This is a genomic window from Burkholderia sp. AU33423, assembly GCF_002223135.1.
GTDB lineage: Bacteria > Pseudomonadota > Gammaproteobacteria > Burkholderiales > Burkholderiaceae > Burkholderia > Burkholderia lata_D.
In genome coordinates, this window is sequence record NZ_NKFH01000007.1 from 720507 (window position 1) to 746902 (window position 26396).

21 protein-coding genes, 1 tRNA gene and 1 pseudogene are annotated in these 26396 nt (G+C 67.6%); 13 read left to right on the forward strand and 10 right to left on the reverse strand.

Features of this window, described 5'->3' with window-relative positions; all coding sequences use genetic code 11:
* Positions 1-66: 66 nt before the first annotated feature.
* The 8 genes from CFB50_RS21790 to CFB50_RS21825 all read left to right on the forward strand — a co-directional run bounded on the left by CFB50_RS21790 (position 67) and on the right by CFB50_RS21825 (position 12756).
* Positions 67-2298, forward strand: coding sequence for a TonB-dependent siderophore receptor (locus CFB50_RS21790; RefSeq protein WP_089447209.1), 2232 nt, complete (start codon positions 67-69; stop codon positions 2296-2298).
* Positions 2299-2357: 59 nt separating this feature from the next.
* Positions 2358-2990 (forward strand): nicotinamide riboside transporter PnuC, encoded by a 633-nt coding sequence (pnuC, locus tag CFB50_RS21795; protein ID WP_089447210.1) that lies wholly within the window; start codon positions 2358-2360, stop codon positions 2988-2990.
* A 42-nt stretch (positions 2991-3032) separates the two neighbouring features.
* A complete protein-coding gene (locus CFB50_RS21800) occupies positions 3033-4223 on the forward strand; it encodes a phosphotransferase enzyme family protein (protein WP_089447211.1) in 1191 nt (396 codons plus the stop codon).
* Positions 4224-4466: 243 nt separating this feature from the next.
* On the forward strand, positions 4467-5789 hold the full coding sequence (locus tag CFB50_RS21805) for a TolC family protein (RefSeq protein ID WP_089447212.1): 1323 nt from the start codon (positions 4467-4469) through the stop codon (positions 5787-5789).
* A 34-nt stretch (positions 5790-5823) separates the two neighbouring features.
* On the forward strand, positions 5824-7296 hold the full coding sequence (locus CFB50_RS21810; RefSeq protein WP_089447213.1) for an efflux RND transporter periplasmic adaptor subunit: 1473 nt from the start codon (positions 5824-5826) through the stop codon (positions 7294-7296).
* A gap of 137 nt (positions 7297-7433) precedes the next feature.
* The gene (locus CFB50_RS21815) at positions 7434-10646 is read left to right on the forward strand and encodes an efflux RND transporter permease subunit (RefSeq protein ID WP_089447214.1); all 3213 of its coding nucleotides are present in this window, start codon (positions 7434-7436) and stop codon (positions 10644-10646) included.
* On the forward strand, positions 10646-11329 hold the full coding sequence (irlR, locus tag CFB50_RS21820; RefSeq protein ID WP_039349341.1) for a heavy metal response regulator transcription factor IrlR: 684 nt from the start codon (positions 10646-10648) through the stop codon (positions 11327-11329). Before CFB50_RS21815 ends, irlR begins: the two co-directional genes overlap by 1 nt.
* Positions 11326-12756 (forward strand): heavy metal sensor histidine kinase, encoded by a 1431-nt coding sequence (locus tag CFB50_RS21825; RefSeq protein WP_089447215.1) that lies wholly within the window; start codon positions 11326-11328, stop codon positions 12754-12756. Before irlR ends, CFB50_RS21825 begins: the two co-directional genes overlap by 4 nt.
* A 79-nt stretch (positions 12757-12835) precedes the next feature.
* Here the strand turns inward: CFB50_RS21825 and CFB50_RS21830 are convergent, their stop codons facing one another.
* Positions 12836-13123, reverse strand: a complete 288-nt coding sequence (locus tag CFB50_RS21830) for a DUF4148 domain-containing protein (RefSeq protein ID WP_089447216.1) — start codon at positions 13121-13123, stop codon at positions 12836-12838.
* A gap of 141 nt (positions 13124-13264) precedes the next feature.
* Here CFB50_RS21830 and CFB50_RS21835 point away from each other — a divergent pair, with 141 nt between their 5' ends.
* Positions 13265-13669, forward strand: coding sequence for a hypothetical protein (locus CFB50_RS21835; RefSeq protein ID WP_235986535.1), 405 nt, complete (start codon positions 13265-13267; stop codon positions 13667-13669).
* 202 nt (positions 13670-13871) lie between these two features.
* Here the strand turns inward: CFB50_RS21835 and CFB50_RS38905 are convergent.
* Positions 13872-13997, reverse strand: a pseudogene (locus CFB50_RS38905) (porin); the annotation flags it as partial.
* A gap of 97 nt (positions 13998-14094) precedes the next feature.
* Here CFB50_RS38905 and CFB50_RS21840 point away from each other — a divergent pair.
* Positions 14095-14370 carry a DUF4148 domain-containing protein gene (locus CFB50_RS21840; RefSeq protein WP_089447217.1) on the forward strand — a complete coding sequence of 92 codons (276 nt, stop codon included), beginning with the start codon at positions 14095-14097 and terminating at the stop codon, positions 14368-14370.
* Between the two features lie 66 nt (positions 14371-14436).
* Positions 14437-14940, forward strand: a complete 504-nt coding sequence (locus tag CFB50_RS21845; RefSeq protein ID WP_089447218.1) for a hypothetical protein — start codon at positions 14437-14439, stop codon at positions 14938-14940.
* A gap of 22 nt (positions 14941-14962) precedes the next feature.
* On the opposite strand, the gene CFB50_RS21850 is transcribed toward CFB50_RS21845, so the two are convergent.
* Positions 14963-15688: a ZIP family metal transporter gene (locus CFB50_RS21850; protein ID WP_089447219.1), complete on the reverse strand. Its 726-nt coding sequence runs from the start codon at positions 15686-15688 to the stop codon at positions 14963-14965.
* A gap of 184 nt (positions 15689-15872) precedes the next feature.
* A complete protein-coding gene (locus CFB50_RS21855) occupies positions 15873-17168 on the reverse strand; it encodes an O-acetylhomoserine aminocarboxypropyltransferase/cysteine synthase family protein (RefSeq protein ID WP_011356015.1) in 1296 nt (431 codons plus the stop codon).
* A 132-nt stretch (positions 17169-17300) separates the two neighbouring features.
* Here CFB50_RS21855 and CFB50_RS21860 point away from each other — a divergent pair, with 132 nt between their 5' ends.
* Complete coding sequence (locus CFB50_RS21860; protein WP_089447220.1) at positions 17301-17969, forward strand: O-methyltransferase; 669 nt, start codon at positions 17301-17303, stop codon at positions 17967-17969.
* Positions 17970-18005: 36 nt separating this feature from the next.
* Here the strand turns inward: CFB50_RS21860 and CFB50_RS21865 are convergent, their stop codons facing one another.
* The 6 genes from CFB50_RS21865 to CFB50_RS21890 form a co-directional block, all read right to left on the reverse strand.
* Positions 18006-19301, reverse strand: coding sequence for an XAC2610-related protein (locus CFB50_RS21865; RefSeq protein WP_089447221.1), 1296 nt, complete (start codon positions 19299-19301; stop codon positions 18006-18008).
* Positions 19302-19363: 62 nt separating this feature from the next.
* Positions 19364-20512 carry a DUF1176 domain-containing protein gene (locus tag CFB50_RS21870; protein ID WP_179254210.1) on the reverse strand — a complete coding sequence of 383 codons (1149 nt, stop codon included), beginning with the start codon at positions 20510-20512 and terminating at the stop codon, positions 19364-19366.
* Between the two features lie 259 nt (positions 20513-20771).
* The gene (locus CFB50_RS21875) at positions 20772-21584 is read right to left on the reverse strand and encodes a nucleotidyltransferase domain-containing protein (RefSeq protein ID WP_089447223.1); all 813 of its coding nucleotides are present in this window, start codon (positions 21582-21584) and stop codon (positions 20772-20774) included.
* Between the two features lie 55 nt (positions 21585-21639).
* Entirely contained in the window at positions 21640-22863 is a 1224-nt protein-coding gene (locus tag CFB50_RS21880) for an RtcB family protein (RefSeq protein WP_089448388.1), read from the reverse strand.
* A 59-nt stretch (positions 22864-22922) separates the two neighbouring features.
* Positions 22923-24065 (reverse strand): slipin family protein, encoded by a 1143-nt coding sequence (locus tag CFB50_RS21885; RefSeq protein WP_089448389.1) that lies wholly within the window; start codon positions 24063-24065, stop codon positions 22923-22925.
* A 258-nt stretch (positions 24066-24323) separates the two neighbouring features.
* Positions 24324-24396, reverse strand: a tRNA-Cys gene (locus CFB50_RS21890).
* 335 nt (positions 24397-24731) lie between these two features.
* Here CFB50_RS21890 and rtcR point away from each other — a divergent pair.
* On the forward strand, positions 24732-26351 hold the full coding sequence (rtcR, locus tag CFB50_RS21895; RefSeq protein WP_089447224.1) for an RNA repair transcriptional activator RtcR: 1620 nt from the start codon (positions 24732-24734) through the stop codon (positions 26349-26351).
* Positions 26352-26396: the final 45 nt, after the last annotated feature.

The window sequence follows — 26396 nt, forward strand, 5'->3', positions numbered from 1 at the left end:
GGGCACGCTTCGCAGCTTCGTAACGGGTTTCGACAGGGTCGAGTGGCGAGTTTTCCATCCAGAACAATGACGGTGAATAGAACAACAGCGTCGCCCGCACGGCGGCGGCGCGCGAAAGTCGGGCTTGGCGTCGGTCTCGGCATCACGCTTTTCGCGGCCCAGGCCGCCGCGGCGCAGGGCGACACGCCGGCGCCGGACGCCGACGCAGCCGGCAGCGCGACGCTGCCGACGATCACGGTGAGCGGCGAGCGCGGCAATGCGCTGCACGTCCGCAACGCATCGGTCGCGGGGCTCGACGACACGCCGCTGCGCGACACGCCGGCGTCGGTGAGCGTCGTCACGCGTGCGCAGCTCGACGACCAGCAGGCGAAGCGGTTGAGCGACGTCGTGCGCAATGACGCATCGGTCGTCAACGACTATGCGCCGGTCGGGTATTTCGAAGGCTTTGCGATCCGCGGCTTCCCGGTCGATCTCGCGAGCGCGATCCGGATCGACGGGCTGACGGTGTCCGGCGAGCAGAACGTGCCGCTCGAGAACAAGGAGCGGGTCGAGATCCTGAAGGGGCTCGCCGGCATCGACAGCGGCGTCGTCGCGCCGGGCGGCGTGATCAACTTCGTGACGAAGCGCTCGGCGAACGTCGCGAGCGTGACGGGCGGCGTCGACAGCCGCGGCTCGACGTCGGCGGCCGTCGATCTCGGCCGCCGCTTCGGCCCCGACAATCAGTTCGGCTTCCGGATCAATGCCGCGAAGGAGAACATGCACTCTTACATCGACGGCACGAACGGACGGCGTACGTTCGGCTCGATCGCCGCCGACTGGGACATCAGCCCGCGTGCGAGCCTGCAGCTCAACGCCGAATTCCAGCAGTGGATCCAGCGTTCCGCACCCGGTTATCAGCTGCTCGGCGGCACCGTCGTGCCGTCGGTCAAGACGACGTCGAAGGCGCTCGGCACGCAACCGTGGGCGAAACCGCTGACGACCGACGCGCTGAACCTGAATGCGCGCTTCGACTACCAGTTCAACGACGACTGGAAGGCCTACATCGCCGCCGGCCGCAGCCGCACGATGATCGACGACAACAGCGCGTTCGCGTACGGCTGCTCGTATGCGGCGAGCTGCACGGCCGGCGCGACGTCGCCGTTCTTCTTCGGCGCGAACGGCGACTACGACGTCTACGACTTCCGCAGCCCCGGCGAATATCGTCGCAATGACGACCTGCGTGCGGTCACGACCGGCAAATTCGCGACGGGGCCGCTGCGGCACGAGCTGACGCTCGGCGTGAGCGTGCAGCGTCGCGTCGTGAGCATGGCCGACGCCGTGTACGACTACGTGGGCAGCGAGAACATCTACGGGCCCGACACGACGTTCTCTCCGTCGCCGAATTCGCCCGGCCCGTCGTATCCGCGCCTCGATGCGTGGCAGTACGGCGTGTTCGGGCTCGACCGCATCAGCATCGGCGAACACTGGCAGGTGCTCGCGGGCGGCAAGGAAGTGCTGCTGCGCCAGCGCAGCTGGAGCAGCCTCGACGGCGACACGACGCATACCGACCGCTCGGTGTTCCTGCCGCAAGTGGCGCTCGTCTACAAGCCGGTGAACGTGCTGTCGCTGTACGCGTCGTACAGCAAGGCGCTGTCGCTCGGCGACCAGGCGCCCGTGCGCGCGACCAACGCGTATGCGTTCCTGCCGCCGGTCGAATCGCACCAGTTCGAGGTCGGCGCAAAATACGACTGGCTCGACCGGCTGAGCCTCACGGCCGCCGTGTTCTCGATCAGCAAGCCGTTCCAGTTTGCCGACCCGGACGCATCGGGCACAAGTTACACGTTCGTGCAGCGCGGCACGCAGCGGCACCAGGGGATCGAGCTCGGCGCAGCCGGGCGCGTGACCGAGCGCCTGGGGCTGACGGCCAGCGTCGCGGCGATTCGCGCCCGTGCGTACGATTCGGGGTCGCCGGCGTACGAAGGGCACCAGATCATCAACGTGCCGGCGCTGCGCGCGTCGCTGTATGCGGACTACGCGGTGCCGGGCGTCGCGGGGCTGAACGTGCTGGGCGGCGTCGAGTACAGCGCGGCCCGCAATGCGAACGAGGAGGGCACCGCGCGCGTGCCGTCGTGGTTCGTGTTCAATCTCGGCGCACGCTATACGACGAAGATCGGCGGCCATCGCACGGTGCTGCGCGTGTCGGTCGACAACCTGTTCAACAAGTTCTACTGGCGCGACGCGGGCGAGCAGCAGGGCGATGCGTACCTGTTTCCGGGTGCACCGCGCACCGCGCGCGTGTCGTTGACCTATGATTTCTGACGGTCCGGAACCGGCCGCGTGATGCGCGGCCCCGGCAGCCAACCTGGAGAGCACAGACGATGTCCCCACTCGAAATCGCCGGCGTGATCGTCAGCGCGCTCGCGATCTGGCTGACCGCGAAGCGGCGCATGCTGTGCTGGCCGGTCGGGCTCGTGTCGGTCGCGCTGTACGGCTGGATCTTCTTCGACGCGAAGCTGTACTCGGACATGCTGTTGCAGGGCGCGTTCGCGGTGCTGCAGGTGTACGGCTGGCAACGCTGGCTCGCCCAGCGGGCGAGCGAGGCCGACGGCAGCGCGGCGCCGGCCGGTGATGTCGCACCCGTCACGGGCGTGCGGCCGATGCAGATGCTGCCCGACCTGATCGCGGCCGTCGTCGGCAGCGCGCTGCTCGGCGGCATGATGGCGCGCTGGACCGATGCGGCGCTGCCGTTCGTCGATGCATCGCTGACCGCGTTCAGCCTCGTCGCGCAATACTGGACCGCGCGGCGCTACATCGCGTCGTGGGGGCTGTGGATTATCGTGAACGTCGTGTACGTCGGGATGTTCGTGTTCAAGGAACTGTATCTGACGGCCGGGCTCTATGCGCTGTTCATCGGGCTGGCCGTCGTCGGCTGGCGCGACTGGAGCCGCACGGCCGCGGCGCTGCGTGCAGCGGCCGGCGGCGCGCTGGCAACCGGCGGCGGCGCGCGCTGATCCACGCGCCGATTCGGATTCAACTACGGAGCAACGTCGTTCATGTCATTCCCCCTCGAGCCGGACGGATCCCTGTCGCGTGACGTCGCGCCGCCGCAATTCGGTGTGGACGGCGAGCAGGCCGAGCGCGACTGGCCGCTGATGACGCACGACGAGGTGGCGGCGGTGCTCGCACGGATCGACGGCGCCGGCGAGCCGGCGCGGCTCACATGGCACAGCCCGCGGCAGTTCGCGGCGGCCGTCCTGGTGCAGATGACGGACGGGCGCGGGCTGTTCGTCAAGCGTCATCACGTGAGCCTGCGCGATGTCGAAGGGCTCGAGGAAGAGCATCGCTTCATCGCGCATCTGCGCGAGCGCGGGATGCCGGTGGTCGACATTCTTGCCGATCGCGACGGTGCGACCGCGTTCGCATCCGGAGACTGGACCTACGAAGTGCACGTACGGGCGCCCGGCGTCGACCCGTATCGCGGCGTGATGTCGTGGCAGCCTTTCACGCATGCTTCGCACGCATACGCGGCCGGCCGCGCGCTGGCCGAGCTGCATCGCGCGTCGGCCGGCTACGATGCGCCGGCGCGGCCCGTGCGGACGCTGCTGTCGAGCTTTCGCGTGCTGTCGTCCGCCGATCTGGCGGGCGCACTCGAACGCTGGGTCGACACGCAGCCGCTGCTCGTGCGCGCGCTCGGTGCGCGTGACTGGCGCGGCGACGTGGCCGACGCGATCGGCCCGTATCACGCACGCCTCGTGCCTTTGCTGCCCGCGCTTACCCCGTTGTGGACACATGGCGACTGGCATGCGTCGAACCTGCTGTGGACCGAGGCGGGGCCCGGCGCGCAGGTGCGGACCGTGCTGGATTTCGGGTTGTCGGATCGTACCTGTGCGGTGACGGACCTCGCGCTCGCGATCGAGCGCAATACGGTCGACTGGATGGCGCCGGCCGATGCGCGCCGCGTCGAGTATGCGCAGATCGATGCGCTGCTCGACGGGTACGAATCGCTCGAACCGCTGAGCGACGAAGCCTACGCGGCGCTGGTCGCGCTGCTGCCGATCGTGCATACGGAGTTCGCGCTGTCGGAAGTCGCTTATTTCGGCGGCATCATCGATGCGCCAGCCATCGTCGACATCGCGTACGACGGTTACCTGATCGGCCACGCGCGCTGGTTCGGCGAGCGCGACGGACGGCAATTGCTTGATTGGCTCGTGCAGCGCCGGCGGGTGAAGCAAGGGGCTGTTTGATTCGCCGGCGGGGAATCGCCGCGCACGTGTGCCGATTCTCCGTGTCACCGTCATCCTCCGTGCGGCCGTCGCGCCGCACGTTCATCGAATCCGCCTGATCGACGAAGCGGGGCATGGCTCTCGCAGGGCGCCGCACGCGCGCACGCGGCCGCCCCCAACATGACGGAAATATCATCTTCGCCTCATGTTCGCACTGCGGCCGGACCGTAGCATCGGTCGCGAACCGTTACCGCAGAACCGAACATGCTCAAGCTCAACCTCGCCGTGGCCATCGTCTTCGCGATGGCCGCGACGGCGCATGCGCAGCCGTCGCTGTCGCCGGGGCTCGCGCCGGCCACCTCCGGCAGCGCCGCGCCGATCGGCGCACCGCCCCCCGACGCTCCCCCTTCCAACGCGTTGACGCTTGCCGATGCGCTATCGGTCGCGGCCCGGAACAATCCGGCGCTGCGCGGCGCGCGCGCTGACGTCGATGCGTCGGCCGGTGCGCTGATGCAGGCCGGCGCGCGTTCCAATCCCGAAGTGTCGTTCCTGCAGGAAGGGTTTCGTCGCGCCGAACGCACGTCGACCGCGCTGATCAACCAGACGATCGAACTCGGCGGCAAGCGCAGTGCGCGGCTCGATGTCGCGTCGTACGGCAGGGAAGCGGCCAATGCATCGCTTGACGAGCAGGGCGCCATCGTGCGCGCCGACGTGATCGCCGCGTTCTACGGGCTGCTCGCCGCGCAGCGCCAGCTTCAGGTGACCGAGGAATCGGCCGCGATCGCCGCGCGCTCTGCGGATCTCGCGAGCCGCCGGGCACAGGCCGGCAAGGTGTCGCCGGTCGAGGCGACCAAGGCGCACGTGGCGGCGGCCGGCGTGCAGATCGAAGTCGTGACCGCGCGCGGCCGTGTCGAGGTCGCGCGCGAGAAGCTGAACGCGGTGATGGGCGAAGCACGCGACGGCCGGCTGGCGGTACAGGGCGATCTCGAAGCCGTGCCGCCGGTCGAGCCGCTGTCCGCGCTGACCGCGCAGCTCGATGATGCGCCGCTTGCGCGGATCGCGCGAGCCGAGATGCTGCGCTCGAACGCGGCCGTGTCGCTCGAACGCGCGCGGCGCATTCCGGACGTGACGATCAGCGCGGGCGTGAAGCGCGTGACCACGGGCGGCGTGCCGGACAACCAGGCGGTGGTCGGCGTGTCGATCCCGATCCCGCTGTTCAACACGAACAAGGGCGCGCTGCTCGAGGCGACGCACAAGGCCGAACGCGCGAATGCCGATCTCGATCGCGAACGCACGCGCCTGCGGCTGGACCTCACGCAGGCGTACGCGAATTTCGAAGCCGCCGCGCAGGAAGCGCAGCGGCTGAAGGCCGACATCCTGCCGGCCGCGCGCCTCGCACTCGATGCGATGTCGCGCGGCTACGAGCTCGGGAAGTTCAGCTTCCTCGACGTGCTCGATGCGCAGCGCACGCTGTTCCAGGGCCAGTCGCAATACGTGCGTGCGCTCGCCGATGCCCATACGGCTCGCGCCGACATCGGCCGGCTCGTCGGTACGCCGCTCGCGTCGCTTGCACCGGTCGCGCAATAGCGCAACGGACGCCTCTTTTACCTGAAGGATCACCATGTCACGCAGCAGAATCCTGATCATCGCGGCAGTCGTGCTCGGCAGTGCCGGGATCGTCATCGGCGCACTCGGCGTCACGCGCAACGGCGGCGGCAACGGCGCGACCGCATCGGCGGCTGCAGCCGCTTCGTCCGCCGAAGCCGCCGGCGAGCGCGGCGGCGTCGTGCTCAAGCGCGGCAGGCTGTCCGTTGAAATCGTGATGACGGAGAAGCCTGGCGATGCGCGCCTCATCGTCTATCCGTTCGTCGACGGCAAGCCGGCCGACAAGGGCGTCACCGTGTCCGGCACGCTGGTCCGTTACGACCGCACGCACGAGCCGTTGCGTTTCGACGCGGCCGGCCAGAAGTTCGTATCCGCGCAGTCGATCGGCAAGCCGCACGTGTTCGACGCGACGATCGACGTGAAGGCGGGCAATGAATCGGCATCGTTCCCGTTTGCGCGCGCCGACGGCGCGATCGCGCTGACCGACGCGCAGCTGGCGACCTCGAAGATCGCGCTCGCGAAGGCCGGCCCCGCGCAGATCGCGACGCCGTTCCAGCTCCCTGGCGAGATCAAGTTCAACGAGGATCGCACCGCGCACGTGGTGCCACGCGTGGCCGGCATCGTCGAGCAGGTGTCGGTGTCGCTCGGGCAGAACGTTGCGAAGGGACAGGTGCTGGCCGTGATCGCGAGCACCGATCTCGCCGACCGGCGCAGCGAGCTGCTGACGGCCGAGCGTCGGCTGTCGGGCGCCCGCGCGACCTACGAGCGCGAACGCACGCTGTGGAAAGAGCGTATCTCGGCCGAGCAGGACTACCAGCAGGCGCAGGTGCAGTTGCGTGAAGCCGAGATCGCCGTGCAGAACGCGCGGCAGAAGCTCGCCGCGCTGAATGCGCCGGTCGGCGGGGGCGCGCTGAACCGCTATGAACTGCGCGCGCCGTTCGCGGGCACGATCGTCGAGAAGCACGCGACGCCGGGCGAAGCGATCGCCGCCGACGCCAGCATGTTCGTGATCTCCGACCTGTCGACGGTATGGGCCGAGATGGCCGTGCCGGCGCAACGGTTGAACGACGTGCGCGTCGGTCGCGATGCGACCGTCATCGCGACCGCGTTCGAATCGCGTTCGAGCGGCCCGATCGCGTACGTGGGGTCGCTGCTCGGCGAACAGACGCGCACCGCGCCGGCGCGCGTCGTGCTGCCGAACCCGGACGGCGTGTGGCGGCCCGGGATGTTCGTGAACGTGTCGGTCGACGCGGGCAAGCAGGGCGTGCCGCTCGCGGTCGCGAGCGACGCGCTGCAGGACGTCGACGGCGCACCGTCCGTCTTCGTACGCTCGTCGAAGGGTTTCGTCGCCCAGGCCGTCGAAACGGGGCGGCGCGACGAACGGGCGACCGAAGTGCTGAAGGGGCTCAAGCCGGGCCAGGAATACGCGGCTTCGAACAGCTTCGTGCTGAAGGCCGAACTCGGCAAGGGGAGCGCGGAGCATGAATGAGCGTTACTTGTGCGCCGTTGCACGACTCGCGGCCCGCTATGCGGCCCACTATGCGGTCCGCTTTCCGGCCCGCCGGATGACCGGCCGGGCGGCCCGGCCGTCGAGGGTGACCGTGCCCCGTTTCAAGGAGTCCCGTCATGTTTGAGCGCCTGATCCGCTTTGCGATTGCACACCGCTGGCTCGTGATGCTGGCGGTCGCGGCCGTGGCCGCGCTCGGCGTGTTCAGCTACCAGAAACTGCCGATCGACGCGGTGCCCGACATCACCAACGTACAGGTCCAGATCAACACGGCTGCGCCCGGCTACTCGCCGCTGGAGGCCGAACAGCGCATCACCTATCCGGTCGAGACCGTGATGGCCGGCCTGCCGGGCCTCGAGCAGACGCGCTCGATCTCGCGCTACGGGCTGTCGCAGGTCACGGTGATCTTCAAGGACGGCACCGATATCTACTTCGCGCGGCAACTCGTCAACGAGCGCATCCAGGAAGCGAAAGACAAGCTGCCGGCCGGTATCGCGCCTGCAATGGGGCCGACGTCGACGGGCCTCGGCGAGATCTACCTGTGGACCGTCGAAGCCGACGCCAATGCGCGCAAGCCCGACGGCACGCGCTATACGGCGGCCGACCTGCGCGAACTGCAGGACTGGGTCGTTAGACCGCAGCTCCGCAACGTGCGCGGCGTGACCGAGGTCAACTCGATCGGCGGCTACGTGAAGGAATACCGCGTCGCGCCGAATCCGGCAAAGCTGATGTCGTACGGGCTGACGCTCGCCGACGTCGTGCGCGCGCTGGAGCGCAACAACGACAACGTCGGCGCCGGCTACATCGAGAAGCGCGGCGAGCAGTATCTGGTGCGCGTGCCGGGCCAGGCGCGCACCGTCGACGATATCGCCAGCATCGTGCTGACCAACGTCGGCGGCGTGCCGGTGCGGATGAAGGACGTCGGGCTGGTCGACATCGGCCGCGAGCTGCGCACCGGCGCGGCGACGTCGAACGGCGAGGAGGTCGTGCTCGGCACGGTCTTCATGCTGATGGGCGAGAACAGCCGCACGGTCGCGAAGGCCGTCGCCGCGAAGATGGAGGACGTCAACCGCACGCTGCCGCCCGGCGTGAAGGCGATTCCCGTGTACGACCGCACGGTGCTCGTCGAGAAGGCCGTCGCGACGGTGAAGAAGAACCTGCTCGAAGGCGCGATCCTCGTGATCGCCGTGCTGTTCCTGTTCCTCGGCAACATGCGCGCGGCGCTGATCACCGCGCTCGTGATCCCGCTGTCGATGCTGATGACCTTCACCGGCATGGTGAACGCGAAGGTGAGCGCGAACCTGATGAGCCTCGGCGCGCTCGACTTCGGGATCATCGTCGACGGCGCGGTGGTGATCGTCGAGAACTGCGTGAGGCGGCTCGCGCATGCGCAGGCCGCCGCAGGCCGGCCGCTCACACGCGACGAGCGCTTCGCGGAAGTGTTCGGCGCGTCGCAGGAAGCGCGTCGCGCGCTGATCTTCGGGCAACTGATCATCATGGTCGTGTACCTGCCGATCTTTGCGCTGACCGGCGTCGAAGGCAAGATGTTCCACCCGATGGCCATTACCGTCGTGATGGCGCTCGCGGCCGCGATGGTGCTGACCGTCACGTTCATTCCGGCGGCTGTCGCACTGTTCATCGGCGAGCGTGTCGAGGAGAAGGAGAACCGGCTGATGGGCTGGGCGCGTCGCGTGTACGAGCCGGCGCTCGCCGCATTCATGACGCGCCCGGCGCGCGTGATGATCGGTGCGGGCGTGATCGTGCTGGCCACGCTCGTGCTGGCCACGCGGCTCGGCAGCGAGTTCATCCCGAGCCTCAACGAAGGTGACCTGGCCGTTGCCGCCTTGCGGATTCCCGGCACGAGCCTGTCGCAGTCGGTCGAGATGCAGAAGTCGATCGAGAAGACGCTGAAGGCGCGCTTCCCCGAGATCGGGCGCGTGTTCGCGCGCATCGGCACGGCCGAGATCGCGGCCGACCCGATGCCGCCGAACCTGTCGGACGGCTACATCATGCTGAAGCCGGCCGACCAGTGGCCCGACCCGAAGAAGCCGCGCGACCAGCTCGTGCGCGAGATCGAGGCAGCGCTCGCCGAGCTGCCGGGCAACGCGTACGAGTTCTCGCAGCCGATCCAGCTGCGTTTCAACGAACTGATCTCGGGCGTGCGCAGCGACGTCGCGGTGAAGATCTTCGGCGACGACATGGCCGTGCTGAACCAGACCGGCGAGCAGATCGCGGCCGCGCTGCAGAAGGTGCCGGGCGCGTCCGAAGTGAAGGTCGAGCAGACCACCGGCCTGCCGGTGCTGACCGTCAACCTCGATCGCGACAAGCTCGCGCGCTACGGCGTGAGCGTTGCCGACCTGCAGGACTCGGTGGCCGCGGCCGTCGGCGGGCAGAAGGCCGGCACGCTGTTCCAGGGCGACCGCCGCTTCGACATCGTCGTGCGGCTGCCCGACGAGCTGCGCTCGGACATCGAGGCGATCAAGCGGCTGCCGATCGCGCTGCCCGCACCGGCGGCCGGCGCCAGCGCGCCGCTCGCGGCGGCGCCGTACGTGCCGCTCGCGGAACTGGCGACGATCGACGTCGCGCCGGGCCCGAACCAGATCAGCCGCGAGGACGGCAAACGGCGGGTGGTCGTCAGCGCGAACGTGCGCGGGCGCGACGTCGGTTCGTTCGTCGCCGACGCGCGCGAGCAACTGCAGCAGGACGTGCGCGTGCCGGCCGGCTACTGGGTGTCGTGGGGCGGGCAGTTCGAGCAGCTGCAAAGCGCGAGCGAGCGCCTGAAGCTGGTCGTGCCCCTCGCGCTGTTCATGGTGTTCGTGCTGCTGTTCGTGATGTTCAACAACGTGAAGGACGGGCTGCTCGTGTTCACCGGCATTCCGTTCGCATTGAGCGGCGGCGTCGTGTCGCTGTGGCTGCGCGGGATTCCGCTGTCGATCACGGCGGCGGTCGGCTTCATCGCGCTATCGGGCGTGGCCGTGCTCAACGGGCTCGTGATGATCTCGTTCATCCGCAACCTGCGCGACGAAGGGATGCCGCTCGAGGCCGCCGTGCGCGAAGGCGCGCTCACGCGGCTGCGGCCGGTGCTGATGACCGCGCTCGTCGCGTCGCTCGGCTTCCTGCCGATGGCGTTCGCGACCGGCACCGGCGCCGAGGTGCAGCGCCCGCTCGCGACGGTCGTGATCGGCGGTATCCTGTCGTCCACGGCGCTGACGCTGCTGGTGCTGCCGGTGCTGTACCGCGTCAGCCATGCGGTGTCGTGGCGCGCGGCGTTGCGCGGCGGCTTCGGCTCGGGCGTGCTGCGCCGGCTGGGTTTCTTCAAGGGTAATGCGTGATGCGAATTCTGATTGTCGAGGATGAACCGAAGACGGGCGCGTACCTGCGCAAGGGGCTGACGGAAGCCGGTTATGTCGTCGACTGGGTCGAGGACGGCATCACGGGCCAGCATCAGGCCGAGACCGAGGAGTACGACCTGCTCGTGCTCGACGTGATGCTGCCCGGGCAGGACGGCTGGACGCTGCTGCAGAACCTGCGGCGCAGCAAGTCGACGCCCGTGCTGTTCCTGACCGCGCGCGACGACGTCGGCGATCGCGTGAAAGGGCTCGAACTCGGCGCCGACGACTATCTCGCGAAGCCGTTCGACTTCGTCGAGCTGACCGCGCGCATCAAGTCGATCCTGCGGCGCGGCCAGCCGCGCGATTCGAACACGCTGCGCGTGGCCGACCTCGAACTTGACCTGACGCGCCGCAAGGCCACCCGGCAGGGCGACACGATCCTGCTGACCGCGAAGGAGTTCGCGCTGCTGTGGCTGCTGATGCGCCGCGAGGGCGAGATCCTGCCGCGCGCGACGATCGCGTCGCAGGTGTGGGACATGAATTTCAACAGCGACACGAACGTCGTCGATTCGGCGATCCGGCGCCTGCGCTCGAAGATCGACGACGCGTACGACCCGAAGCTGATCCATACGGTGCGCGGCATGGGCTACGTGCTCGAGGCGCGCGGCGGCAGCGCGGCATGATCGCGCGCCTGCTGCCGCGCACGCTGCGCGGACGCCTGACCGCGCTGATCATCCTGTCGACGTCGGTGATCCTCGCGTCGAGCGGCGTCGCGCTGTACGAGGCGCTGAGCAATCGCGTCGACACGACGGCGGCCGAGCAGATGGCCGGCATATCCGCCGCGTTGGGTGCGCACCTTGCCGAAGCGCGCTCGACGGCCGACGTCGCGCGCAACACCGACATCTGGATCGACCAGTTGCATGGTCATCCGAACATGGATCTCGCGATCTTCGATGCCACGGGAACGCGCCTGGTCGGCACGCCCGGTTTCCGCCCGTATGGGCCGCTGATGTCGCTGGATGCGGGACGCGTGCCGGTCGGCGTCGCGCCGCCCGGCGCGCGGCACCAGTATCTGGTGACGAAGGTGCCGCTGGCCGGCGCGGGCGCAAGTGCGCCTGTGGTGCGCGTCGCGGTGCAGTACGACCGCAGCGCCGACGTGCTGCTGCTGCGCACGCACGCTTATACGATCGTCGTGATCGAGGTGTTCGGCGTGGTGCTCGCGGCCGCGATCGCATACGGCATCGCGGCGCTCGGGCTGAGCCCGCTGCGGCGGTTCGCGGCGCGCGCCGAACAGATGTCGACCAGCCGGCTCGCCCATCCGCTGCCGGCGCTCGATACGGCCGGCGAGCTGAAGGAGCTCGAGCACGCGTTCAACGGCATGCTCGAGCGGCTGAACGAATCGTTCACGCGGCTCAGCCAGTTCTCGTCGAATCTCGCGCACGACATGCGCACGCCGCTCACGAACCTGCAGGCCGCCGCGCAGGTCGTGCTGTCGCAGCCGCGCAGCGCGGATGAATACCGGAACGTGATCGAGTCGAGCATCGACGAATACCAGCGGTTGTCGCGCATGATCGAGGACATGCTGTTCCTGGCGCGTTCGGAACAGGCCGGCACGTCGATCAGCGTGCGGCGCCTGGATGCATCGGAAGAGGCGGGACGCGTCGCGGGCTACTACGAGCCGCTGGCGGAGGATGCCGGCGTGACGGTGAAGGTCGACGGCCATGCGTGGGTCGATGCGGATCTGACGCTGTACCAGCGTGCGCTGAGCAACCTGCTGTCGAATGCGCTGGCCTACGCGCCGCGCGGCAGCATCGTGACGATCGATTGCGTGGAGCAGGGCGGTGCGACGACGATCGCGGTGTCGGATACGGGGCCCGGCATCGAGGCCCAGCACGTCGGGCGGATCTTCGAGCGCTTCTATCGCGTCGATCCGTCTCGGCACAATTCGGCGCAGGGTACGGGGTTGGGGCTCGCGATCGTCCGGTCGATCATGGACAATCACGGCGGCGAATGCGGCGTCGACAGCGACCCGGGCCGGCGCACGACGTTCTGGCTGCGCTTTCCGCGGCGGCCGGCCGAGCTGAACCAGCCGGCGGCCATCCATACCTGACACCGCCGGCGGGCACGCCCGCGCGTTCGCCATGAGGCGGCCGCGCGCGGCGCGCTGCCCGTGGTCGTATGACCGAGCGTCATTTCTGCGCGGTCAGGTTGTCGTGGTTGTCGGTCTGCGGCTTTTTCTCGCCGCCATGCACCGAAATCCCATGCAGTTCCTTGTTGCGCGCGACGAGCTCGCCGGTCGGCGGGTACTGCGTCTTGCTCACCGGCACGACGCCGTCGTGCTGCGCCTGCTTCAGTTCATTGACGACCTGCGTGCGGGTCTTGCCCTGCGTTTGCGTCTGCGCGAATGCGCCCTGTGTGGCCATGCCGAGCGACAGCGTGGCGGTGACGAACAGTGCGGCGAGTTTTGCGGTTTTCATCGAGTGCTCTCCTTGATCAGGGCCGCCGGGTGGCGAACCATGGACCCAGTATGCGAAAGCAGCCGTGCGTGATCGTGATCGCGAGATGAAAAATGCGTCAGATTGCGTGATGTGAAGAGGCGCCGTTCGGACGCGACCGGCATGACGCATTCGTCATGTTCGCGTCATCGGCGCGATGAGCGGGAAGCGGAACATGAAGCCTGCCGATGGCCGACGCGGCTGGCGGCATTCACGCCGTTCGCGATAGCTGTATGGAGAGCGTGCGGCCCTGTTCTGACTTTCACACAGGACCGAAAAGTGCCTCGCCCCGCCATCCGCCTAGCCTTGATCGCAGTCCTGATCGTCCCGTTGTTCGCGGGCTGCGCATCGACACATTCCGGCACCGCGCAAACTGCGCAGACCGCGCCCGCCACGGCGAAAAAGCCGGTGCCGGCCGACCTCATGCCCGGCGAGCAGATCGACTACGCCGGGCATCGCTGCGGCAATCCGAACCTGTATGTGAAGACGCATACGTGCCTGTTTCCGCAGCGAAATTCGACGCCCTGATCACCGGGGGCGCGGCCCCAAAAAAAGGCCCGGCACTCGACGTGTCCGGGCCCAACGCGTGACGTGCCGTGCGGCAGCGACCCGCTTGCGTGGTCTGGAACGGGCGCTGCCCGTTACGTTTCCGATCGTAGCGATGCGACGCTTCGCGAACCTGATCGGAACATGAAATTTTTGTCACGCGGCGCGCGTCATGCCGCCGTGATCAGAACCGGTGGCGCAACCCGAGATTGACGATGCCCTGCGTGCGCGTTCCGCCATAGCCATACGAGCCGATCGACGCCTGCGCCGTTTGCGTGCCGCCGTCGAGCGTGCGCTGTTCGCCGTTCGCGTGTGACGAAACCGTCATGCTGCGATCACGATTCCGCACCGCCGACGGCTCAAAGTGAACGCTCCTGTCACGGCTTTCCAAGCAAGGAGCGAACCACATGAACATTCCGCGACCGATGATCGTCATCGCCGCTGCCGCACTGTCGATGGCGGCCTTTTCTCAAGCAGTGGCCGCACAGCAGAAGACTCGGCAGGAGGTTCGCCAGGAACTGGTGAAGGCGCGCCATGACGGCGTGATCCCGAGCCCGAATCACGACTACCCGGCGAGCCCGGCCGCCATCGCGCGCAACCAGGAGATCCAACGCGCGACGGTGCATCGCGGGGAGATGGCGCCGCTGGTCGATGCGCACGACAACCGCTTTGCGGTTCGTTGACCGTTCATTCGCGGCCGACCGGCGCGGTGCCAGTCAGCCGCACCCCCGTACCAAGAGGAGAGTGCCATGCGCCATTTCGCGAAAGGAATCGTGCTCGCGGCGTGCCTGATGTCGACGTCCGCGATGGCGGCCGGCTGGCCGGAGCGAGCGTTGTCGCACGCGTCGGCGCATGACGTGGGCCGGCGCGCGAACGAGCGGATGCGCTGCGAGTTCGCGGCCGTGCCGCCCGGCGAGTGGAGCGCGACGTTCACGCGCGGGCAATGCGAAGTCGACAACGGCCGGCTGACGTTGGTGCCGGCGAATGCGGGCGGCGACTCGACTCTGGCCGAGAAGCGGATCGTGCTCGGCGACGTCCGCACCGCATCGCATCAGTCACGCAAGCTGAAGGAGCAGCTGCAACTGACGACACGCGACGAAGTGATCGCGCTGAACGTGCTGACCGACGACGGCAGCCGCAAGTCGCGCGAACATGCGATCGACCTGTGGGCGGCGCTGCGCAACGAAGGCGTGACGCCCGTCAACGGCACGCGCATCGTCGATACGTATCCGACGGGCGCGACGACGTGGTAGCCGACGCGCCGTCGCGCCCGGCTTATCCGGCCTTCACCGATCCTTCGATCAGGAAGAACACGATGAAGCCGATGAAGAACGCGGCCGTCGCGAACGGCGTCTCAGGTACCTCGTGCGCTTCGACCAGCAGTTCTTCGGTAACGAGGTACAGCAGCGCGACGGTGCCCAGCCCGAGCAGCGCGGCGTAGATATTGGAGGGAAGTCCTGCGAACGCCGCGTTGCCGGCCACGGCCGCGATGCTCAGCAGCGCCGCGAGCGCGACCGGTACGACGATCGACAGCAGGCGGCCGATGCCGGCGGCCGCGAGCGCCGCGCTGACCGACAGCGCGAGGAACAGCACCTCGAGCGTCAGCGCGACGGTCAGGATGATGCCGCTTTCGTCGCTGGCGGAGAACGCGATGCCGAGCACGAGGCCGTCGATGACGAGGTCGATCGCGGTGACGATGATCAGGCTCATCGGCAGCCGCGCCTCCTCGAAGCGCGTCTCGATCGCGCCCGACAGCGCACGGATCGCGAGCATCAGCGCGATACCGAGCACGAAGCCGACGACGACCGGAAACAGCGCATGCGCGCGGTCCTGCGGCAGCAGTTCGAGCGCAGCGGCCGCGAACACGATGCCGCCGGTGAAATGCTGGATGACGCTCGACGTTTTCGGGCCGGGGGCGCGCCACGCAGCCGCGAGGGCGCCGAAGCAGGCCGCCAGCAAGGGCGGTAACGTGAGCAGCGCGAGCTTCGCAGTCGGTGTCATGAGGCCTCTCGGACAGTTGGCGTACCGCAGCGGGCTCAGCGTCTGGCGGCCCGCTGCACGATACGGGTGTTCGTACACGCCGGGCGTTACCCCGGCATCAACCGGGGATTGAACACCTTGAAGCCGCTTCAAGGTCAATACTGTCGATGCAGGGCGCACCGGCAAGCCGGCACGCCCGTTTCCGTCAAAGCTGCGCGAGCGCCTGGTCGAGGTCGGCGAGCAGGTCGTCGATATGCTCGATGCCGATCGACAGCCGCACCGTTTCCTCCTTCACGCCGGCCTTCGCGAGTTCGGCCGGCGACAGTTGCCGGTGCGTCGTCGATGCCGGGTGCGTCGCGAGCGACTTCGTGTCGCCGATGTTGACGAGCCGCGTGAACAGCTTCAGCGCGTCCTGGAACTTCGCGCCGCCGTCACGTCCGCCCTTCACGCCGAACGTCAGGATGCCCGGCGCGCGGCCCGACAGGTAGCGCGCGACGAGCGGATGGTCGGGGTGATCGGGCAGGCCCGCATAGTTCACCCATTCGACGTTTTCGTGGCGTGCGAGGTGCTGCGCGATCTTCAGTGCGTTGTCGCTGATGCGCTCGACGCGCAGCGCCAGCGTTTCGATGCCCTGCAGGATCTGGAACGCATTGAACGGTGAAATGGCCGCGCCCATGTTGCGCAGCGGCACCACGCGTGCGCGGCCGATATAGGCGGCCGGCCCGAACGCTTCCGTATAGACAACACCGTGATAGCTGACGTCGGGCTCGTTCAGCCGCTTGAAGCGGTCCGCATGCTCGGCCCACGGGAACTTGCCCGAATCGACGATCGCGCCGCCGAGGCTCGTGCCGTGCCCGCCGAGATACTTCGTCAGCGAATGCACGACGATATCCGCACCGTGCTCGAACGGGCGCAGCAGATACGGCGACGGCACCGTGTTGTCGACGATCAGCGGGATGCCGTGGCGATGCGCGACTTCCGCGAGCGCGGCGATGTCGGTGACGTTGCCGAGCGGGTTGCCGACCGATTCCGCGAAGATCGCCTTCGTGCGCGCGTCGATCAGCGGCTCGAACGACGCGGGGTCGCGCGGATCGGCGAAGCGCGTCGTGATTCCGTATTGCGGCAGCGTATGCGCGAACAGGTTGTAGGTGCCGCCATACAGCGAACTCGCGGACACGATGTTGTCGCCGGCTTCGGCGATCGTCTGGATTGCGTACGTAACGGCCGATTGCCCCGATGCAAGCGCCAGCGCGCCGATGCCGCCCTCGAGCGCGGCGATGCGCTGCTCGAGCACGTCCGTCGTCGGGTTCATGATCCGCGTGTAGATGTTGCCCTGGACCTTCAGGTCGAAGAGGTCGGCGCCGTGCTGCGTGTCGTCGAATGCGTACGCAACGGTCTGGTAGATCGGTACGGCGACCGCGCGCGTGGTCGGGTCGGGACGATAACCGCCGTGTACGGCGATGGTTTCGAGGCGCCAGTTCGATGCAGCCTGATCGGTCATGGGTGCTCCGTCTGTTGTTGTGATGGTCGAGCGATTATAGGAGCACGTGCGCAACTGTTCTTAGAACGAATGGTTTGTTGCTTATGGCAATGCGGCGCATAAAATGCATGTTCCGCAAACAAGGGGTGCTCGATGAATCAGGATCATTGGAACCAGGTGGATGCGTATTTCTCCGCGACGCTCGTGCCGTCCGACGATGCGCTCGACGCCGCGCTCGCGGCGAGCGACGCAGCGGGGCTGCCCGCGATCAACGTCGCGCCGAACCAGGGCAAGCTGCTGCAACTGCTCGCGACGATCCGCGGCGCACGGCGGATTCTCGAGGTCGGCACGCTCGGCGGCTACAGCACGATCTGGCTCGCGCGCGCGTTGCCGCCGGGCGGCACGCTCGTGACGCTCGAACTGAACCCGGAGCATGCAAAGGTCGCGACGCGGAACATCGCGCGTGCCGGGTTCGCGGAAGTCGTGACGGTGGTGGTCGGCAGCGCGAAGGACAGCCTCGCGCGGCTCATCGACGCGGGTGAAGCGCCGTTCGATTTCATCTTCATCGATGCCGACAAGGACAACAACCCTGTCTATCTCGACGCGGCGCTGAAGCTGTCGCGGCCCGGCACGGTGATCGTCGTCGACAACGTCGTGCGCGGCGGGCGCGTGGCCGATCCGGACAATCGCGAGCCCGACGTGGTCGGCGTGCGCGACGGGTTCGCGCGTCTCGTGGCCGCGCCGAACCTCACGACGACCGCCGTGCAGACGGTCGGGCAGAAGGGCTGGGACGGGTTCTCGATCTCGATCGTCGGCGCGTAATGTGATGGCGGTACACGCGTGCGGTCGTACCGCACGCTAGTTCTTGTCGGGATGCTTCTCTTCGCACTGGTCGGGATCGTCGCGCAACACGATGCGGCGGATGCGGCCGTTGTCGTAGAACGGAACATCGGGGCAGAACTTCATGCCGGTGCGGGTTTGCGTGCGCTTCCACGTGACCTTTTCGGTGCGTACCAGCGTCGGCGCGTGGCTGGGTGCACCCGGCTTCCAGATATCGATGTACACGCGCGACATCCACGGGGATGCGTTCGCCTCGCACTCCTTCGGGTTGCCCAGCGTCGAGCGCAGCCCGGTGTCGGTCTGCTCGATGCGCTGCGGAAACTCGATGTAACCGTCGCCGTAGCCGGGCACGACGTAGCAATAACGACGCGTGTTCCCGTCGAGCACGGGCAGCAGGTAGCTGCTGGCCGTGTCGACTTCCTTCACGTCGTTGCCTTGCCAGCGGTAGGTCGTCACGCCATGCTCGCAGCAGCTCGCGCGCCAGCTCGTCCAGATGATCCGGTGCGCGGGATCGAAGTCCGGCGACGTGATGCCCTGCAGCCCTTGCGGCGCATCGACGAAATGCCGCGTCTTCGGATCGTATATCCACGTCTGGTACGGAATGTTCGGGCTCGCCCCCATCCCTTGCGCAAGCATCAGGTCGGGCCAGCCGTCGAAGTTCACGTCGGCGAATTCGGGCGTGGGCAGGCCGCAGGTGCCTTGCGAATCGGTCCGCAGTGTCTGCACGAGGCGGCCGCGATCGTACAGGCGAATCGCGGAAACGTGCGGCGGGTCGTTGCACGAACCGCTGTCGTCCGGCAGCTTGTCCGCGACGAGGCGGATGTCGTAAGGGAACGGCCTGCCGTCCTGTTTCGGTGCGAGCGAGACGGGCAGCGTGCGTTTGCCGTCCGGCGATGCCCACGTACCGGTCACGGCGTTGTCGAGGGATGCAGTGCGCCACGTACCCGTCACGCGATCGGCGTTGGCTTTCGCGCCGCTGTCGCGTTCCGACAGCGTGACACCGTGCGCGTCGAGCGTTCCCTTCAATGCGAGCCGATAGCGTTTGTCGGACGTGCAGGGCGCGTAGCAGTACGAGCCCGATACCGTGTCGGCCACGCGCGACAACGTGACTTCGACATGCCGGTTGCCGATCGTGCCGGTCCAGTTCCGCGACCAGAACGGGATTTCGACCGAATCGTCGGCGTTTGCCGCACGTACCGGCGCGGACACGAATGCGGTGATGGCGATCAGCGCGAACGCAAGCGCGCCGCGCCAGCCGCGCGTGTGCCGCGTCGCGCTCGCGTGGCGCGACGCGCCGATGAACGGGTGATGCATGGTTCGGCCCCTCGGTTTGTTATGCGTTATCTCTGCCGGTGTGTTTCGGTGCGATGTGTGCGTCAGTGGTTTCCTGCCGCATCGGCCCGTCGATACAGGCGTGGCCACTGATCGTCGAACAGGCCGTTGCACGTGCCGTGCGTGGCGATATCGCCGAGCATGAAGCGCCGGCCGTCGAAGATCCACGATGCAGTCGAACCGCAATCACCGGCGCTGCGCAGCCTCACCTTGCTCGACAGCGTCGCGCTGGCGGGATCGTAGCCGGCCTCGGTCAGTTCGTTCGTGAACGATGCCGAATCGAGTCCCGCGTTCGCGTTCTCGCCGAAATTCATCGCCGTCGGCGTGAACGGTGCCGTCCGTCGCACGCGATACCACAGGTCGGTGTGGTTATACATGCTGCTGGTCTGGCACGGTATCGCGACCAGCGCTTCGTCGGCGGAAATCGCCACGGCGCGCGACGCCTTCCGGCGATCGCTCGCCGACATTTCGTCTTCGACATTGGCCGCACATTGCTTCACGTCGCCACCGAACTTCGCGAACACCGCGTCGACGAGCGGGCGTTGCTCGGCGGCCGACAGGTTCGCGACGGCCGGTGCCGGCGTGACGGCGGGCGGCAGTGCCGGCGCGGCCGGCACCGACGACGCGGGCCGGGTGCCCGGGCGCAGCAGCGCGGTGACGGTGCCGACACGGCCCTGCGTGTCGTCGATCAACAGCAGCGCGGCATTCAATCCCGTCAACGGCGTGCGGGCAGTTTGGGCCGACGCCGGATCGCCGAAGCTCAGCAGTTGCGCATTGCGCGACGCGGTGAGCCATGCGGCAACCGTTGCCGGATCGGTGGTCCGAACCCGGAACGGATGGGCTTCGTCGTCGTCCGGCTTGCCGCCGAACGCATGCCATTGGGCCGCCATTACATCGAACGGGCGGCCATCCACGCGTGCAGTGCGCAGGTCCAGCGGCGCCGACGCGTAGAGGTCGAGCGAGGCTTGCGCGTCCGGGCCGGCATCGCGCGTCACGCGCAGGATGAGGCGGGTGCGTGCGTCGTCGATATCGTCGGCGTGGTTTTCGGCAATGCAACGGTTGCCGTTGTCGCAGACGACCGACCAGTTCTTGAAATCGCGTTCGACCGGCGGCCGCGCGAGCGGGCGAGCCTGGGCAACGATCGGGGAAACGGCGAGGAGGGCGGCGATGGCGAGCGAAAGGCGGTGCGACATGACGGTTCGTATCGACTGTGGATGGGCGGGCGGAAGACGTCGGGCTGCAAGCGCATCGTCAGCAAGCGGGGCAGGTCGAAGGCTGCGGCGCATGCGGCGGCGCGCTTTGGCGAACGGCATCGAGTATACCGCCGCAATGGGCTGCGATCGTGACGACGATGTGTAGAGTGTGGGCACGTTCATTGCTGGCCTGCATTGATCGGACAAGTGCGGATGCGGAAAACGGCGCGACACCCAGAGGCATCGCGCCGTTCACGTTTCATCGACCGTCGACCACGTCGCGCAGGAACGCATCGAGCATCGCCACGTCGCCCCACGGCCGCTTGTATTCGCGATCGTGTTCGGCATCGGCGAGCATCGTCTCGACGAGCGCGTGGATCGCCGGCCGGCGCGGCCCGTACTCGCTTTCGTTCGCGCTCATCTTCAGCGCGAGCAATGCGTCGAGTTCCGCGCGCACCGCCGGCTCGTGCACGGTGCCGTCGACGAGATCCGCGAAGCGCATCGGCGGCATTCCGAGCCCCATGTCGATCCAGCGCACCGCGAGCAGCGGCCGCAGCACGTACAGGTACTTCTTGTAACGTACCGTGTCGCCTTGGAGATAGCCGCGAAAGTTCTTCTTCGCCATCGCAAGGTAGTGGTGACGCCCGCGCACCGGCGAGAAGAACGCCGACGCGAGCGACCTGAGCCGCGGCGCCCAGCGCGCGTCTTCGCGATACACGACGGGCGAGTCGAGCCATTCGAGCAGCGTCGGGTTCGAGCGGCGCAGCAGTTGCAGCGCCTTGCGCAACTCCCAGCCGCTGACGTCGAGCTCGTCGTCGAGCGGCCGCTCGATCACGTCGCGTTGCGGTTCGACGCTCAGGTACCAGTCGCGCCGGTGCGCATACACGAAGCGCACGTCGTAGTCACTGTCCGGTGATGCGAACCCCCAGCCGCGGCTGCCCGATTCGCACGCGAACAGCACGCTCACGTCGTGGCGGCGCTCGACTTCCGCGAGCTCCGCCATCACACGCGCCCGCACGGTCGGATCGACCGGATGCGCGCTGCGCACGGTCGTCATTTTTTCCGTTTTCATTGTTGTCGTTTCCCTTTCGTTGTGCGCGGCCGCCGGCCATCGGCCGCGCACCGCGCTATCCTTTCACGCACACCACCTGGCGCAGCGTATGCACCACTTCGACGAGGCTGCGCTGGGCCGCCATCACCGCGTCGATGTCCTTGTAGGCCATCGGGATTTCGTCGACGACGCCCGCGTCCTTCCGGCATTCGACGCCCTGGGTTGCCTTCACCTGGTCGTCGACGGTGAAGCGGCGCTTCGCTTCGGTGCGGCTCATCGTCCGGCCCGCGCCGTGGCTGCACGAACAGAAGCTGTCCGGGTTGCCGAGCCCGCGCACGATGAAGCTCTTCGCCCCCATCGAGCCCGGAATGATCCCGAGCTGCCCCTTCTGCGCCGACACCGCACCCTTGCGCGTCACGAGCACGTCTTCGCCGAAGTGGCGTTCGCGCTGCACGTAGTTGTGGTGGCAGTTCACCGCGTGTTCGTCGACCGCGAACGGCTTGGCGATCACGCCGCGTGCTGCACCGATCACTGCATCCATCATGGCCTGCCGGTTGCGGCGCGCGTAGTCCTGCGCCCAGCCGACCGCCTCGACGTAGTCGTCGAAGTGCCGGCTGCCCTCGGTGAAATACGCGAGGTTGCGATCTGGCAGGTTCGCGATGTGCTGCCGCATGTCGGCCTGCGCGAGTTCGATGAACAGGCTGCCGATCGCATTGCCGACGCCGCGCGAGCCGCTGTGCAGCATGAACCACACGTGGTCCGCTTCGTCGACGCACACTTCGATGAAGTGGTTGCCGGTGCCGAGCGTGCCGAGATGCGCGTAGTGGTTCGTCTTTTCCAGCTTCGGATACTTGTCGACGATCCGCTGGAAGCCCGGTTGCAGCGACTTCCACGATTCGGTCACGGCGGCCGGCGTGCGGTCGCCCCACGCGCCCGGATCGCGGCGGCCCGGCGCGCGGCCGTGCGGCACCGCGCGTTCGATCGCGCTGCGCAGGCCCGCGAGCGAATCCGGCAGGTCGGACGCCGTCAGCGTCGTGCGCGCGGCCATCATCCCGCAGCCGATGTCGACGCCGACCGCGGCCGGAATGATCGCGCCCTTCGTCGGGATCACGCTGCCGATCGTCGAGCCCTTGCCGAGGTGGACGTCCGGCATCACCGCGACGTGGCTGAAGATGAACGGCATCTGCGCGGTATTGCGCAGTTGCGCGCGTGCTTCGTCTTCAACGGCGACGCCTTGCGTCCACATCTTCACCGGCTTGCCGTTGGCCAGTTCCATGACCTGGTAATCCATTTCACTCATGTTCATCACCTTGCTACTTTGTTCACGAGGCACGGCGCGCGTGCGCCGTGCCTGTCCATTCATTGCGCGCCCTTGATGCTGACGAGTCCGTTCAGCACCTGGTCGAGACCGCCGAACACCGAGATGCGGTCGATCCGTTCCGCGACGCGCTCGAGCGTTTCCAGCTCCTTGAGCCGCAGCGCGGTCGGGTTTTCTTCCATCACCTTCGCGGTGTTCAACAGCGAACGCGTGGCCGCCGTTTCCTCGCGGCGGCGAATCACGTTCGCCTGCGCGGATTTCTCTGCCTCGACCACCTGCGCGAGGATCGTCTTCATGTCGCCCGGCAGCACGATATCCTTCACGCCGACGCTGCGCACATCCACGCCGGAATGGCCGAGACGGGCACGCACCTGCGCGATCACGACGTCGTCGATCGACTGCTTGTCTTCCAGCAGCTCGTCGAGCGAGCGCGTGCCGACCGCCGATCGCAGTGCGAACTGCAGCTCGCGATACAGGTGCTCGACCGGCTTCTGCAGCTGGCCGAACGCATGCAGCACGTCCGCGTAGCACCACGTCGCCGACAGGTTCAGCCGCAGCGCGACCTTGTCGCGCGTCAGGATTTCCTGTCCGCCGACTTCGATCGCCTGCAAACGCAGGTCGACGAGTTCGACCGCGACGTCACGGTTGAAGCGCCAGAACGCCGCTACGCCAGCGTCCAGCAACCGCTCGATCTTGCCGTCGATCTTCAGCACGCCGACGTGGTACGCCGGCACCTGCGCCAGCAGCACGCCCGTCAGGCCCGCCACGCCGCGTGCACGCAGCGCCGGTTGCGCGATGCGCTTCACGAGCGCGGCCGGCAGCATGCTGTCCTGCGCGAGATCGACGCGTTCGAGACGATGCGCGGTCAGGCCGCGCCAGTACAGCCGGCGCGTGCCCGGCGCCAGGATCTCGACGAGCACGTCGTTTTCGTAGCGCAGGCCCGCTTCATCATCGGCGAGATCCATCGCGACGAAGTGCTGCGCGAGCACGTCGGGCGCGTCGTGACGCAGGTAATCGGCCAGTGCCGCGTCGGCGAGCGGCGCGTCGAGACGCGCGGTCTGCACCGACAAACGCTTGAGCGGGTCGAAGGCCTTGAACACGCCCGGTTCCAGCACCTTCACGAAATCGCCCTCATTCATCAGCAGCGCGCGTTCGTTCTTTTTCACGACATGTCGCATCCACATATTCTTGTCCTTTTCTTCAATGACCGCCGGGTGACACGCATCGTGCGGATCGCGGGGCGACGCAACCGGGCGGGCGGCGCGCTGGCCCCGCGTCGAAGTGCACGGCGACGCATCCTGCATCGCGTCGTTGTGCGCCTTCGCGCGGGCCGTGCGGCCGTCCGGCCGATCGCGCGGAACCGCAACCGGTCCGACGCGCGGCGGGCCTTGCGGCCCGCACCGGCGGGTACTGCTTCTATCAAGAGACTGTCCTTGTGGACAGTGTTCGAGCGGGATTCGAACCCGCTACACACCGGCTTGCGCCGGCTGCTCTACCCAAATGAGCTACCGAACGGAGGGCGCCCCGGGACTCGAACCCGGGCGAAGTTCCAGTACGCGCCCGTTTGCCTTCGTCTGCCCATGGCGACATGCGCTGCCGCGACGAACCAGGTTCGGCGGCGGCGCACCAGCAGGGCTTGGTGAACCCTGACTCGTGGGCCAGCGGGACATCCGGCGCTTTCTATTTAGCGAGGAGCGTGCCAGCGGGTGACTCGGTGCTCGATAAAAATCTCAAGCCATTGAAGTAAAAGGGAAAATTATTTTTAGTCCGGAATGGATCTGAATCTCCGGCGGTGGCTTGATCAGAAAAATTCGATACAATCGGATCGCTTCTTATCCTATGAGATAAACATGCGAAAGACTGTTGCGATCGGGTTTCTCGGTACCGTGCTCGACCAGGGCGGCGGCTCGCAGCGCCGCTGGCGCAACTGGCGGCCGACGATTTCGCTGTGCGAGCAGCGCGACACGCCGATCGACCGGCTCGAACTGTTGCACGCGCCAAACTACGCGCGTCTCGCGAACCGCGTGAAGCAGGATCTCGAGCGTGTGTCGCCGCACACTGACGTGCGGCTCATCCCGATGGAGATTCGCGATCCGTGGGATTTCGAGGAGGTCTACGCCACGCTGCACGATTTCGCGCGCGCCTATCCGTTCGATCTCGACCGCGAGGACTACCTGATCCACATCACGACGGGCACGCACGTCGCGCAGATCTGCTGGTTCCTGCTGGCGGAGGCGCGCTACCTGCCTGCGCGTCTCGCGCAGACGGCGCCGCCGCAGAAGACCGACGAAGGACTGAGCGGGCCCGGCACGATGTCGGTGATCGATCTCGACCTGTCGCGCTACAACCGCATCGCGCAGCGCTTCACGCGCGAGCGCGACGAAACGGTGTCGTTCCTGAAGGCCGGCATTGCGACGCGCAACGCGCGCTTCAACGCGCTGATCGAGCAACTGGAACGCGTGGCCGTGCGTTCGCGCGCGCCGATGCTGCTGGTCGGGCCGACGGGTGCCGGCAAGTCGTTTCTCGCGAAGCGCGTGTACGAGCTGAAGCGCGGCCGTCATCGGCTCGCGGGGCCGTTCATCGAGATCAACTGCGCGACGCTGCGCGGCGACGCGGCGATGTCGACGCTGTTCGGTCACGTGAAGGGCGCGTTCACGGGCGCGCAGTCGGCGCGGGCCGGGCTGCTGCGCGCGGCGGACGGCGGCCTGCTGTTTCTCGACGAGATCGGCGAGCTCGGGCTCGACGAGCAGGCGATGCTGCTGAAGGCGATCGAGGAGAAGCGTTTCCTGCCGGTCGGCGCGGACGTCGAGGCGACCAGCGATTTCGAGCTGATCGCGGGCACGCACCGCGACCTGCGGCAGATGGTGGCGGCCGGCACGTTCCGCGAAGATCTCTACGCGCGGATCAACCTGTGGACATACGAATTGCCGGGGCTGGCCGAGCGGCGCGAGGACATCGAGCCGAACCTCGAATTCGAACTCGACCGTTTCGGCCGCGAGCAGGGCGAGCAGGTGCGGTTCAACGTCGAGGCGAAGCGGCGCTATCTCGCGTTCGCCGCGTCGCCACGCGCGGTGTGGGCCGGCAACTTCCGCGAGCTGTCCGCGTCGGTCACACGGATGGCGACGCTGGCCGATGCCGGGCGGATCACCGAAGCGCTCGCCGAGCAGGAAGTCGAACGGCTGACGCGCACGTGGTCGTCGCCGGGCGGCGCGGGTGCGTCCGATGCCTGCGTCGACGCGGTGTTCGGTGCGCGTGCGGCGGAACTCGACCTGTTCGACCGTGCGCAGCTCGAACGCGTGCTCGACGTGTGCCGCGTGTCGGCCAGCCTGTCGGAGGCGGGACGCACGCTGTTCGCGGTGTCGCGGCAGAGCAAGAAGCAGCCGAACGATGCGGACCGGCTGCGCAAGTATCTCGCGCGGTTCGGGCTGGATTGGGACGGGGTGCGGCAGGCGCTCGACGGGGTGCAGTGAAGGGCCGGTAGGTGCGATGCCTCATCGGCGGCGGCCGTCGATGCG

Excerpts from the sequence above, each read along its gene's own strand:
- rtcR (WP_089447224.1), top strand. The coding sequence starts at position 24,732 with ATGCGAAAGACTGTTGCGATCGGGTTTCTCGGTACCGTGCTCGACCAG.
- CFB50_RS21840 (WP_089447217.1), top strand. The coding sequence starts at position 14,095 with ATGAACATTCCGCGACCGATGATCGTCATCGCCGCTGCCGCACTGTCG.
- CFB50_RS21790 (WP_089447209.1), top strand. The coding sequence starts at position 67 with ATGACGGTGAATAGAACAACAGCGTCGCCCGCACGGCGGCGGCGCGCG.
- CFB50_RS21885 (WP_089448389.1), bottom strand. The coding sequence starts at position 24,065 with ATGTGGATGCGACATGTCGTGAAAAAGAACGAACGCGCGCTGCTGATG.
- CFB50_RS21815 (WP_089447214.1), top strand. The coding sequence starts at position 7,434 with ATGTTTGAGCGCCTGATCCGCTTTGCGATTGCACACCGCTGGCTCGTG.
- CFB50_RS21810 (WP_089447213.1), top strand. The coding sequence starts at position 5,824 with ATGTCACGCAGCAGAATCCTGATCATCGCGGCAGTCGTGCTCGGCAGT.
- CFB50_RS21830 (WP_089447216.1), bottom strand. The coding sequence starts at position 13,123 with ATGAAAACCGCAAAACTCGCCGCACTGTTCGTCACCGCCACGCTGTCG.
- irlR (WP_039349341.1), top strand. The coding sequence starts at position 10,646 with ATGCGAATTCTGATTGTCGAGGATGAACCGAAGACGGGCGCGTACCTG.
- CFB50_RS21875 (WP_089447223.1), bottom strand. The coding sequence starts at position 21,584 with ATGAAAACGGAAAAAATGACGACCGTGCGCAGCGCGCATCCGGTCGAT.
- pnuC (WP_089447210.1), top strand. The coding sequence starts at position 2,358 with ATGTCCCCACTCGAAATCGCCGGCGTGATCGTCAGCGCGCTCGCGATC.
- CFB50_RS21880 (WP_089448388.1), bottom strand. The coding sequence starts at position 22,863 with ATGAGTGAAATGGATTACCAGGTCATGGAACTGGCCAACGGCAAGCCG.
- CFB50_RS21865 (WP_089447221.1), bottom strand. The coding sequence starts at position 19,301 with ATGCATCACCCGTTCATCGGCGCGTCGCGCCACGCGAGCGCGACGCGG.
- CFB50_RS21825 (WP_089447215.1), top strand. The coding sequence starts at position 11,326 with ATGATCGCGCGCCTGCTGCCGCGCACGCTGCGCGGACGCCTGACCGCG.
- CFB50_RS21800 (WP_089447211.1), top strand. The coding sequence starts at position 3,033 with ATGTCATTCCCCCTCGAGCCGGACGGATCCCTGTCGCGTGACGTCGCG.
- CFB50_RS21835 (WP_235986535.1), top strand. The coding sequence starts at position 13,265 with ATGACGCATTCGTCATGTTCGCGTCATCGGCGCGATGAGCGGGAAGCG.
- CFB50_RS21855 (WP_011356015.1), bottom strand. The coding sequence starts at position 17,168 with ATGACCGATCAGGCTGCATCGAACTGGCGCCTCGAAACCATCGCCGTA.
- CFB50_RS21870 (WP_179254210.1), bottom strand. The coding sequence starts at position 20,512 with ATGTCGCACCGCCTTTCGCTCGCCATCGCCGCCCTCCTCGCCGTTTCC.
- CFB50_RS21860 (WP_089447220.1), top strand. The coding sequence starts at position 17,301 with ATGAATCAGGATCATTGGAACCAGGTGGATGCGTATTTCTCCGCGACG.
- CFB50_RS21850 (WP_089447219.1), bottom strand. The coding sequence starts at position 15,688 with ATGACACCGACTGCGAAGCTCGCGCTGCTCACGTTACCGCCCTTGCTG.
- CFB50_RS21845 (WP_089447218.1), top strand. The coding sequence starts at position 14,437 with ATGCGCCATTTCGCGAAAGGAATCGTGCTCGCGGCGTGCCTGATGTCG.
- CFB50_RS21805 (WP_089447212.1), top strand. The coding sequence starts at position 4,467 with ATGCTCAAGCTCAACCTCGCCGTGGCCATCGTCTTCGCGATGGCCGCG.